The organism is Azospirillum agricola, from assembly GCF_017876095.1.
Lineage (GTDB): Bacteria > Pseudomonadota > Alphaproteobacteria > Azospirillales > Azospirillaceae > Azospirillum > Azospirillum agricola.
Map to the genome: position 1 here is coordinate 313,216 of NZ_JAGINM010000007.1, position 11,394 is coordinate 324,609.

At 72.6% G+C, this 11,394-nt stretch carries 9 protein-coding genes and 1 riboswitch; of the genes, 8 read left to right on the forward strand and 1 reads right to left on the reverse strand.

The window, feature by feature from the left end; genetic code table 11:
• Positions 1-2 precede the first annotated feature (2 nt).
• The 8 genes from deoA (at position 3) to J2847_RS13145 (ending at position 10,499) form a co-directional block, all read left to right on the forward strand.
• Complete coding sequence (gene deoA / locus J2847_RS13110) at positions 3-1,331, forward strand: thymidine phosphorylase (RefSeq protein WP_209779382.1); 1,329 nt, start codon at positions 3-5, stop codon at positions 1,329-1,331.
• A 124-nt stretch (positions 1,332-1,455) separates the two neighbouring features.
• Positions 1,456-2,370, forward strand: coding sequence for a DMT family transporter (locus J2847_RS13115; protein WP_209779383.1), 915 nt, complete (start codon positions 1,456-1,458; stop codon positions 2,368-2,370).
• 46 nt (positions 2,371-2,416) lie between these two features.
• Positions 2,417-2,514: riboswitch (TPP riboswitch) on the forward strand.
• Positions 2,515-2,611: 97 nt separating this feature from the next.
• The gene (locus J2847_RS13120) at positions 2,612-3,718 is read left to right on the forward strand and encodes an ABC transporter substrate-binding protein (protein ID WP_209779384.1); all 1,107 of its coding nucleotides are present in this window, start codon (positions 2,612-2,614) and stop codon (positions 3,716-3,718) included.
• 1 nt (position 3,719) lies between these two features.
• Positions 3,720-4,595 (forward strand): branched-chain amino acid ABC transporter permease, encoded by an 876-nt coding sequence (locus J2847_RS13125; protein WP_209779385.1) that lies wholly within the window; start codon positions 3,720-3,722, stop codon positions 4,593-4,595.
• Between the two features lie 211 nt (positions 4,596-4,806).
• A complete protein-coding gene (locus J2847_RS13130; RefSeq protein WP_209779386.1) occupies positions 4,807-6,522 on the forward strand; it encodes a branched-chain amino acid ABC transporter ATP-binding protein/permease in 1,716 nt (571 codons plus the stop codon).
• Positions 6,519-7,232, forward strand: a complete 714-nt coding sequence (locus J2847_RS13135) for an ABC transporter ATP-binding protein (protein WP_209779387.1) — start codon at positions 6,519-6,521, stop codon at positions 7,230-7,232. The genes J2847_RS13130 and J2847_RS13135 overlap by 4 nt, the downstream gene beginning before the upstream one ends.
• 90 nt (positions 7,233-7,322) lie before the next feature.
• Complete coding sequence (locus tag J2847_RS13140) at positions 7,323-8,588, forward strand: hypothetical protein (protein WP_233474487.1); 1,266 nt, start codon at positions 7,323-7,325, stop codon at positions 8,586-8,588.
• A gap of 105 nt (positions 8,589-8,693) precedes the next feature.
• Positions 8,694-10,499: a chloride channel protein gene (locus J2847_RS13145; protein ID WP_233474488.1), complete on the forward strand. Its 1,806-nt coding sequence runs from the start codon at positions 8,694-8,696 to the stop codon at positions 10,497-10,499.
• 15 nt (positions 10,500-10,514) lie between these two features.
• Here J2847_RS13145 and J2847_RS13150 read toward each other — a convergent pair whose 3' ends face one another.
• A complete protein-coding gene (locus tag J2847_RS13150; RefSeq protein WP_209779390.1) occupies positions 10,515-11,339 on the reverse strand; it encodes a polyphosphate kinase 2 family protein in 825 nt (274 codons plus the stop codon).
• Between the last annotated feature and the right edge of the window lie 55 nt (positions 11,340-11,394).

Here is an 11,394-nt window from a genome sequence, read left to right on the forward strand (position 1 = left end):
CGATGCTGCCGCAGGAAATCGTCCGGGCCAAGCGCGACGGGCAGGCGCTCGACGCCGCCACCGTCGCCGCCTTCGTGCGCGGAATCACCGACGGGTCGGTGACGGAAAGCCAGGCGGCGGCCTTCGCCATGGCGGTGTTCTTCCGTGGCATGGATCTGGGCGAGCGCGTCGCCCTGACCCGCGCCATGCGCGATTCGGGCACCGTCATGGAATGGCGCTCGCTGAACCTGCCCGGCCCGGTGATCGACAAGCATTCGACCGGCGGGGTCGGCGACAAGGTCAGCCTGATCCTGGCGCCGATGCTGGCGGCCTGCGGCGGATTCGTGCCGATGGTGTCGGGGCGTGGGCTGGGACACACCGGCGGCACGCTCGACAAGTTCGAGGCGATCCCCGGCTACCGGGCCAAGCCCGACAACGAACTGCTGCGCCGGGTGGTGAGGGAGGTCGGCTGCGCCGTGATCGGCGCCACCGACGACATCGCCCCGGCCGACCGGCGGCTCTACGCCATCCGCGACGTGACGGCGACGGTCGAATCGCTCGACCTGATCACCGCCTCGATCCTGTCGAAGAAGCTCGCCGCCGGGCTCGACGCGCTGGTGATGGACGTGAAGTTCGGCTCCGGCGCCTTCATGCAGCGGTTCGAGGACGCCGAGGCGCTGGCCGAGAGCATCGTCACCGTCTCGGTCGGTGCCGAGCTGCCGGCGGTGGCCCTGCTGACCGACATGAACGAGGTGCTGGGGCGCAGTGCCGGCAACGCGCTGGAGATGCGCGAGTGCCTCGCCATCCTGCGCGGCGAGCCGGCCGAGCCGCGCCTCTACGAGGTGACGGTGGCGCTGGCCGGCGAGCTGCTGGCGCTGGCCAAGCTGGCGCCTGACGCGGCGGCGGGCCGGGCGCTGGCCGACCGTTCCGTGCGCGACGGCCGCGCCGCCGAACGCTTCGCCCGCATGGTCCAGGCGCTGGGCGGGCCGTCGGATCTGCTGGAGCGGCCGGACCGTCATCTCGACCGCGCCCCGGTGGTGCGCCCGGTCTTCGCCGAACGGGCGGGGCGGGTGGCGGCCATCGACACGCGGGCCGTCGGCATGGCCGTGGTGGCGTTGGGCGGCGGGCGCACCAAGGTGACCGACGCCATCGACTTCGCGGTCGGCCTCGATTCGGTCGCCGGGCTGGGGACGGAGGTCGGGCCGGGGGGCGGGCCGAGCGCGCAGCCGCTCGCCATTCTCCACGCGCGGACGGAGGCGCAGGCCGACGAGGCGGCGGCGCGCCTGCGGCGCGCCGTCACCGTGGCCGACACCGCGCCGCCGCGCGGCCCGCTGATCGCCAAGCGGGTGTGACAAGCCGGGCTTGACGGGGCTGGGAGCGACGCTGGGCTGACCTGCGGTTGCGGCATTGGGCGACGATGCGGCTTGCCTATAATGTGGGCAGCTTTCGATCTCCCCACATCCGCCGAGTCCATCGATGACCGAAGCCGTCAAACGCGCCGAGCTGGTGCCCGCCGAGGCCGATTCGGTTCCCTACGCCGTCGGCTGCTTCCTGGTGACGATCCTGCTGTTCGCGGCGATGGACACGCTCATCAAATTCCTGTCGGCCAGCTACCCGGTGCCGCAGTTGATGTTCGTGCGTTCGGCTGTGGCGCTGCTGCTGGTCGGCGGCTACACGATGGCGCGCGGCGGCGGGCTGGCGGCGCTGAGGACCCGGCGGCCCTGGGGGCATGTCTGGCGGGCCTTCGCCGGGCTGCTGTCGATGGGCTGCTTCTTCTACGCCTTCAAGCATCTGCCGCTGGCCGAGGTCTATGTGCTCAGCTTCGCCGGGCCGTTGTTCATCACCGCCCTGTCGGGGCCGCTGCTGGGCGAGGCGGTGGGCTGGCGGCGCTGGGCGGCGGTGCTGGTGGGCTTCGGCGGCGTGGTGGTGATGGCCCAGCCCTCGACCGGGGCGCCGGTCGTCCCGGTGCTGGTCGGGCTGTGCGCCGCCCTGTTCTACGCGCTGGCGGCGCTGGCGGTGCGCGGGCTGTCGCGGACCGAGACCGCCGCCTCCATCGTCATCTACCTGCTGATGACGACGACGGTGGTCAGCGGCGTGCTGGCGGTTCCCGTCTGGATCCCGCCCTCGGCGACGGAACTGGGGCTGATGGCGACGGTCGGCGCGTTGGGCGCGGTGGCGCAGGTGCTGATGACCCAGGCCTTCCGCCGCGCGCCGCCCTCGGTGGTGGCGCCCTTCGAGTACACCGGCATGGTCTGGGCGAGCCTGTTCGGCTATCTGGTGTTCGGCGACCTGCCGACCGTGCCGGTGCTGGCTGGCGCGATGGTGATCATCGGCAGCGGGCTCTACATCCTGCATCGTGAAACCATGAAGGACCGGCGGCGCGGCGCCTGACAGGACCGCTTGACAGGACGGGGAGGGCGGCGACACTCTCGCCCCTCGTTCACGGCTGGGGTGCCCGTCTGACGGCGGGCTGAGACCACACCCATCGAACCTGATCCGGGTCATGCCGGCGAAGGGAGCCGAGCGCGCCAACGACCCGGCCGACCGGCCTTCTTCCGACCGGCCTCCCCGTTGTCCCGTTCAGCCTTCCTCCCGCCGGCACGCCCGTCGGTGCAGGAGGAGTTTTTCGGTCATGCGGCGCGCGGCTTTCCTTGCTCTCGGTTTCCTGGCGGCGCTACCGGCGCGGGCCGAGACGCTGTCCTTTCCGGTGCTGGTCCCGCTGACCGGCTTCCTGTCGCTGGAGGGCACCAGCCAGCGCAACGGCGCCGTGCTGGCGTTGACGGAGGCGGCTGCGAAGACCGAGGTCATCGACACCGGCACCTCGCCGGAGGCGGCGGTCACGGCGCTGGAGCGGGCGGCCGGCAACGGCAACGTCGGCGCCGTGGCGGCGAGCATGCTGGGCACCCAGATGCTGGCGATGCTGCCGCTGGCGGCCGAGCTGAAGCTTCCGCTGGTCACCGTGTCGGGCACCGCCTCGATCACCGAGCAGGGTAACCCCTGGGTCTTCCGCTTCTTCCCCGGCGACGCCGTGACCAAGACCGCCCACGCCCGCTACGTGGTGGAGGAACTGGGCCGCAAGCGCCCGGCGCTGATCTACCAGACCACCGCCTACGGCCAGAGCGGCAAGGCCCATCTGGAGCCGGCCTTCAAGGCGCTGGGGGCGGAACTGGTGTTCGAGGAGGGCGTCGATCCGGCCGCCAAGGATCTGCTGCCGGTGCTGACCAAGGCGCTCGCCGCCAAGCCGGACGTGCTGGTGCTGCACCTGCATTCCGGGCCGACCGCGCTGCTGCTGAAGCAGGCGGCGGCGAGCGGCGTCACCCTGCCCATCGTCGCCGGTTCCGCCATGCACCAGCCGAGCACGGCGGCGCTGCTGGAGCCGGTCGAGCTGAAGGGAGTCTGCGCGGAGACCGCCGCGTCGCCGATCTCCGGCGGGTCGCCGGGGATGGACGCCTTCACCGCCTCCTACCGCGCCGCCTTCGGCAAGGAGCCGGACGCCTTCGCGCTCGGCCAGTATGACGGGATGAGGATGGTGCTGGCGGCGGTGCGGGACGGTGCGACGACAGCCGACGACATCCGCAAGGCATTGGCCGGCGGCAGCCACGCCGGCCTCGCCATGACCTACAAGTCGGACGGCAAGGGCAACATGGCCCATTCCGCGGTGATCGTCTGCTACGACGGCACCAGCCGCGTGCCGGCGCTGGTCAAGCGCTACGACGACGTGGCGGGCGTGGTGAAGTAGGGTGGCGACGGCGCTTCAGCTCCTGCTGAACGGGGTGGCGCTGGGGGCGGCCTACGCGCTGGTGGCGCTCGGCTTCGTGCTGGTGCTGAACGCCACCTCGGCGGTGAACTTCGCGCAGGGCGATCTGGTGATGGCCGGCGGCCTGCTGGCGGTGGCGCTGGCGCCGCTGATCCCGCTGCCGGGAATCGTGCTGCTGCCGGTGGTGCTGGCGCTGATGGCCGGGCTGGGGTTGCTGCTGGCGGCGGCGGCCTATCTGCCGCTGCGTCGGCGCCCGCCGGTGTCGGTGTTCATCAGCACCATCGCCGTGGGCATCATTTTGCAGAATGGCGCCTCCGTGCTGTTCGGGCCGGAACCGCGCGTGGCGCCGCCGCTGTTCGGCGACGGCATCTGGCGGATCGGCGGGGTCGCGGTGGCTGAGCAGTCGGTCGCCATCGTCGCCGTCGCCGCCCTGCTGATCGGTGCCCAGCAATGGGTGTTCGGGCGGACGCAGCTCGGCCGGCGGCTGCGCGCCACCGCGCAGGATCCGGAGATGGCGCGGGCCTGCGGCGTGCCGGTGACGGCGATGATCCTCACCACCTTCGCCATCGGGGCGGCCTGCGCCGGGGCGGCCGGGCTGCTGCTCGCCAACCGCTATTTCGTCACGCCGACGGCGGGCGGCGATCTGATCCTGAAGGCCTACATCGCGGTGACGGTCGGCGGCTGGGGCTCGGTGCCGGGGGCGGTGGCCGGCGCGCTGCTGATCGCGCTGTTCGAGGTCGGGGTGTCGTCGGTGCTGTCCTACCCGGCGGCGCTGGGCGCGCTGTACGCGACGCTGCTGGTGATCCTGGTGGTCCGTCCGCAAGGGCTGTTCGGCGAAGCGGTGCGCCGCCGTGCGTGAGGCCGATTTGGGCATGATTTTTCCCCGCGAACCGGCCCCCTCTCCCCCCCGGGGAGAGGGCTGGGGTGAGGGGGGGGCATGGGGTGTCCTTGCGGGATGGATCGCGACGTTCCCGCCGGCCCGACAATCCACGCCACGCATCCCCCTCACCCCGACCCTCTCCCCGGGGGGGAGAGGGGGAGGACGCAGCCGGGCGGGGAGGGAGCGCTAGATGCGCGCCTCGCTTTCCGGACGCTTGGCCGACGCCGTCCTCGCCCTCGCCGCGCTGGCGCTGCTCGTCCACGCGGTCGGCTTCGCCTCGCCCTACGGGCTGCGGGTGCTGACCGTCGCCGGGGTGTACGCGCTGGCCGCCTTCGGCTTCCAGATCCTGTTCGGGCTGGGCGGGGCGCTGTCGCTCGCCCAGGGTGCCTTCTTCGGGCTGGGCGCCTATGTCACCGGGATTCTCGGCAGCCGCTACGGGCTGGGCTTTTCCGTCACCTTTCCGCTGTCCCTGCTGGTGCCTCTGCTGGTGGCTCTGCCGGTCGGGCTGGCGGTGCTGCGGCTGGAATCGCATTACTTCGCGCTGGCGACGCTGGGCATCGCCCAGGTCCTGCATCTGCTCGCGGTCAACGCACCGGAGTTGACCGGCGGCGCCAACGGGCTGCCCGGCGTGCCGGGGGTGGTGCTGTTCGGCTGGGCGGTGCCGCGCGGGTTGCCGATGGCGGCGCTGGTCTGGTCCATGGTGGCGGTGGGCGGTGCCGTCGGCTGGGGGCTGGCGCGCGGGCGGCTGGGACGGGCGCTGACGCTGGTGCGCGACGACCCGATGGCGGCGTCCACGCTCGGCCTCGACGTCGGGCGGCTGCGGTTGACCGCCTTCGCCGTCAGCGCGCTGTTCGCCGGTGCTGCCGGGGCGCTTGCCGTGCACACCCAGCGGGTGGTGTCGCCCGAGGTGCTGGAGTTCCCGGTGATGGTCTCCATCCTCACCATCGCGGTGGTCGGCGGGCGCGGGCGGATGGCCGGCGCGGTGCTGGGCGCCGTGCTGCTGGTCCATCTGCCGGAATGGTTCCGCGCGCTGGAGCGCAGCTACCTGATCGTCTATGGCGCGGCGCTGCTGCTGACCATCCTGCTGGCGCCCGACGGGCTGACCGGCCTGCTGGAGCGGCTGTTCCCGCGCCGTGCCCGTCCCGTCCCCGACGCGACGGAGCCCCCGCCCGGTCGCAAGCGCGACGGGGAGGCGCTGTCGGTCGAAGGGCTGTCGAAGGCTTTCGGCGGCGTCCACGCGGTGCAGGGCGTGTCGCTGACCCTGCGGGCCGGCACCATCACCGGCCTGATCGGCCCCAACGGGTCGGGCAAGACGACGCTGATCAACCTGATTTCCGGGTTGGAGCGCCCCGACGCCGGCACGGTATGGCTGGCCGGCCAAGCCCTCACCGGCGCGCGCCCGGACCGGCTGGCCCGCGCCGGTCTGGCCCGCAGCTTCCAGGCGGCGGCCCTGCCGGACGGCTCCACGGCCCTGGAGGCGGTGGCCGCCGCCCGGCTGGCGTCCGACCGCGACCTCGCGGCGGCGGAGTCGCACGCCCGCTGGGCGCTCGACCGCATGGGGGTGGGCGAGCTTGCGGCACGGCCGTGTCGCGATCTGCCGGCGGCGTCGAGGCGGCGGGTGGAGTTGGCGCGGGCGCTGGCCCGGCGCCCGGCGGTGCTGCTGCTCGACGAGCCGGCGGCCGGGCTGACCGATTCCGAGAAGGCCGATCTCGCCGCCCGCCTCCGCGCCCTGGCGGCGGAGGGCGTGGCCTTGCTGGTGGTGGAGCATGACATGGGATTCCTGCTGCCGCTGGCCGGCTGGGTCGTCTGCCTGGACCGCGGGCGGACGCTGTACGAAGGGCCGCCGGAGGGCGTGCGGAGCGACGCCGCCGTGGTCGCCGCCTATCTCGGCGGGGGAGCGCCATGACCGCGCTGCTGTCGGTCGAGGGGCTGTCCGTCGCCTATGGCGGCGCCACGGCGCTGGAGGCCGTCTCGCTGTCGGTTGCGGCGGGCGAGACGGTGGCGCTGCTGGGCGCCAACGGAGCCGGCAAGTCGACGCTGCTGAAGGCGTTGCTCGGCCTCGTTCCGACGCGAGAGCCGGCGCGGGGAGGCGTGCGCTTCGACGGCATCGACCTCGCCGGGCTGGCGACCGAACGGCGGGTGCGGCTCGGGCTGGGTTACGTGCCGGAGGGGCGGCGGGTCTTCGCCGGCATGAGCGTGCGCGACAATCTGGAGGTCGCCGGGCTCGACGACCGCCGCGAGCGCGCCCGCGATGTCGAGCGGATCTTCGCCCTCTTCCCCGATCTCGCCCGCAAGAGCGGGGAGGGCGCGTGGCGACTGTCCGGCGGCCAGCAGCAGATGCTCAGCCTTGGCCGGGCGATGATGGGGCGGCCGCGCCTGCTGTTGCTCGACGAGCCCTCGCTCGGCCTGTCGCCCAAGCTGGCCGACGAGGTCTTCGCCGCCGTCCGCGCCATAGCGGCGTCGGGCACCGCCGTTCTGCTGGCCGAGCAGAGCGCCGTCCGCGCCCTGTCCGCCGCCCCGCGCGCCGTGCTGCTGCGGCTGGGCAGGGTCGTCCGGGACGGGCCGTCCGCCAGCCTGACGGAGGCGGTGCTGCACGACGCCTTCTTCGGCGTATGACCTTTGCGGTCGGGGGGCTCGGTTGCCCTTGCGGACCGGCGCGGTCGCGGATAGCTTCGCGCCCACAACGGACTTATGGATTACCTCGTCATGACCGCCCGTTTCGCCGCTCCGCTCTCCGCGCTTCTTCTTCTCTCCGTGGCGGTGCCGTCGGCGGCGGGCGTGCAGGTGGCGGAGCTGGTGCCGGTCGAGCCGACGCTGCCGCCCGCCGCCTATTACGGCGTTCCGGCGCCCGAGACCGAGGTGGTTGGCCCATCCGGCGCCCCGGCCGGCCAGCCGAACGCCCCGGCGAGGCCCGCGCCGCCCAAGGACGGCCCGGCCGAGCTCGAGGACGGCTGGGAGGGGGGCGCCGCCAAGGACAAGGACGGCAAGTTCGCCTATTGCGTGGTCGAGGGCGGCTTCACCTCGGGCCATGTGCTGATGATCGCCCGGAGCCAGAAGGGCGAGACCAACATCGGCATCGGCATCCCCGGCGCCCAGCTTCCGCCCGGCGAGAAATGGCCGGTCAAGGTCGAGGTCGACGGCAAGCTGAAGCGCGAGCGCGTCGCCATCGCGCCGCAGCCCGACATGCTGGTCGTCTCCAACGGCAAGGACGAGGAGCTGGTCACCGCGCTGATGAACGGCAAGGAGCTGGTGGTCGCCTCGGCGTCCGACCGCATCGCCTTCGCGCTGAAGGGCACCAAGAAGGTGCTGACCGATCTGAAGACCTGCGTCGACAAGGGCGGCAACGTGCCGCCGATCAAGACCTCCACCGGCACGAAGCCGCCGGTCCCGCCGCAGGCGCGCCTGCCGGAGGGGCTGGCCAGCCTGCTCGCCTCCGCCGGGGTGCGCGACGCCGAACTGGTGCCGATGGACAAGGTGCCGGCCGACCAGCGCCCGGCCGACGTGGCGTGGCGTTTCGGCCCGATCGTCGGCGGCATCCGCGAGCGCGTGGTCGGCGACGGGGCCAAGCTGGACGAACTGTCCGGCGCCTTCGCCGAGGCGATGAAGAGCCGTTGCGAGGGCACCGGCACCATTTCGCTCAACGCCAGCGAACAGGCGGGAACCGTCACCCTGCGCACGGGCGCGGTCGATTGCGCGATGCCGCAGGGGACGCTGCACGTCTCGCTGACCTTCCTGCTGTCGCAGGGGCGCCTGTTCACCGTGCTGTTCCACGAGGCGGGCGAGCCCGACGTCGCGCTGGCCGACAAGGTCCGCGACAATCTGGCCCAGGTGCTGCGCAAGGCGGGAACCGCCGCGGCGGCACCGGCACCGGCAGCGGCATCCTCCGCTCCGGCTTCGGCCGCGCCCGCCGCGGCGCCCGCTCCGGCACCGGAGACACCTCCGGCTGCCACTTCCGCGCCGGCCAAGCCCTGACGGCTGCTCTCCCACCGTATTGGTTGACGAAACGCCGGGCAGCGCCATGTCCGGTGTATGCCGGACAACGCCTCATCCCTGGAAAGCGGCGCCCTCGAGAGCGGTATGGAGCAGGGCGCCCGCGCCGGAACCGACCTCTGCGCCACCCTCGATCCCAAACCGGCCTCGCTGGCGCGGTGGAGCGTGCGCGACAGCGCGCTGGCGGTCGTCCTCCTGTCGGCCCTGCTCGGCGGCGTCATCGGTCTCGCGGTGGGAACGCTGCACGAGGGCGTCATCGCTTTGCAGGCGCTCGTCTTCGGTCTGCCGGAGGGGGAAAAGCTGGGGCAGGCGGCGCTCGATCCCATGCGGGCGATGGCGGTGCCGGCGCTGGGCGGCCTGCTGCTGGGAATTCTGGTGACGCTCATCCGCCGCTGGCGCCCGCGCGACATCGTTGACGCGGTGGAGGCCAACGCGCTCTACGGCGGCAAGATGTCGCTGATCGACAGTTTGCGCCTGACCGTGACGACCACCCTGTCCAACGGATCGGGCGCCTCGGTCGGGATGGAGGCCGCCTACACCCAGGCCGGCGCCGGGCTGGCCTCGGCGGTCGGGCAGCGGCTGCGGCTGCGGCGGGCGGATCTGCGGACGACGGTGGGCTGCGGCGCGGCCGCCGCCATCGCGGCGGCCTACCACGCGCCGCTGGCCGGCGCCTTCTACGCCTTCGAGCTGGTGCTGGGCGGCTACACGCTGGCGGCGCTGGCCCCGGTCGGAGCGGCGGCAGTGCTGGCGGTGGCGGCGTCCGGGCTGCTGACCGACGCGGAGGTTCCGCTGGCGCTCGGCCGGCCGGTGGTGGTGGCGGGCTGGGATTACGCGGTCTGCGGCGTGGTCGGCTTCCTCGCCGGCTGGCTCAGCATCCTGGCCATGCAGGCGGTGACCTTCGCGGAATGGGCGTTCCGCCGGCTGAAGGTGCCGCGCTGGCTCGGTCCGGCGCTGGGCGGCCTCGGCGTCGGCGGGCTGGCGCTGGCGGTGCCGGCGGTGATGGGCAGCGGGCCGGGCGCCGTGCCGCCGGAACTGGCCGGCGGCGCGCTCGCCCTGCTGCTGACGCTGGTGGCGAAGATCCTGGCGTCGGCGCTGTCGCTTGGGTCGGGGTTCCGTGGCGGGCTGTTCAGCGCCTCGCTGTTTCTCGGCGGGCTGTTCGGCGGACTGCTGGCGATCCTTGCCGAGACGGTGGCGCCGGGTCTGGGCGTGGACCGCGGCCTGCTGCTGCTGGTCGGCATGGGGTCGGTGGCGGCGGGGGTGATCGGCGCGCCGGTGACCATGGTTCTGCTGGTGCTGGAGACGACGCAGGATCTGTGGGCGGCGTCCGGCGTGCTGATCGGGGTGGTGGTGTCGACCGTCGTCGTCCGCCACGCCTTCGGCTATTCCTTCGCCACATGGCGCTTCCACCTGCGCGGCGTGCCGATCCGTGGCGCCTACGACGTCGGCTGGCTGTCGGAGTTGACGGTGGTCCGGCTGATGCGCAGCGACGTCAAGACGGTGCTGGCCAGCCACAGCGTCGCCGCGCTGCGCCGGCTGCACCCGCTGGGATCCTCGAAGATCCTGTTCGCGGTCGATGGGCAGGGGTTCTACGCCGGGATCATCGACATGGCGGCGGCCCACGACCCGGAGCTGGACGCCACGGCCGAGGACATGACCGTCGCGGATCTGGCGCGTCATCCCGACCTCGGCCTGTTTCCCGGCGACGACGCGCGCACCGCCCTGCGGCGCTTCTGCGCGGCGGAGGTCGAGGCGCTGCCGGTGCTGGCCGCCCCCGGCGACCGTCGCGTCGTCGGCTACGTGACCGAGTCCTACGCGCTCCGCCGCTACTCCCAGGCGCTGGAGCGCCAGCGCGGCGAGGATCTGGGGGAGCGGGGGCTGTGGGGGCGGGATTGAGCGGGATGCCGCCCGTCAGCCCCCCTGCGGTGTTTCCACGCCCAGCACCTTGGCCGCGATCCGGGCGACGTTGCCGTTCATCGGCGGCGGGCTGACGTCCACACCCTCCTTCAGCGCCTTGGTGACGGTCTCCAGCACCGCCAGCCGCGCGAACCATTTCGAGTTCGCCGGGATCGCGGTCCAGGGCGCGTTCGGGGTGGAGGTCTTGTCGAACATCGTCTCCGTCGCCTTGACGTAGTCGTCCCATTTGGAGCGGTTGCGCAGATCCTCCTCGGTCAGCTTCCAGCGCTTGTAGGGGTTGTTCAGCCGTTCGCGGAAGCGCTCCAGCTGCTCCTCCGGCGTGATGTGCAGGAACAGCTTGACGATGCGCACGCCGTCGTCGGTCAGCAGCCGCTCGAACTCGTTGATCTCGTCATAGGCGCGTTTCCACTGCTCCTTGGTCGCCAGACCCTCGACCCGCTCGACCAGCACGCGGCCGTACCAGGAGCGGTCGAAGATGGCGAAGGTGCCCCCGGCCGGCAGCTTGGTCCAGAAGCGGTAGAGATAGTGCTTGCTCTGCTCCTCCGCCGTCGGGGCGGCGATCGGCCAGACATGGAAGCCGCGCGGGTCGAGCGGCTCGGTCATCCGGCGGATGGCCCCGCCCTTGCCGCCGGCGTCCCAGCCCTCGAAGACGACGATGGCGCGGCGCTTCTCGTGCCAATAGGTCTGCTGGATGTGCAGCAGCTCCTTCTGGAGCTTGCCGAGCCGGTTCTCGTACTCCTCGGCCGAGTCGATCCGGGTGTCCGTCTGATCCAGCTTGTCGAGGCGGATTTTCTGGATTTTGGCGGGCTTGTCGGCCATGGCGGGTCCTTGTCGGGAGTGGGAGAGTGTTCCAGAGTAAGGAACGGCGGGGAAC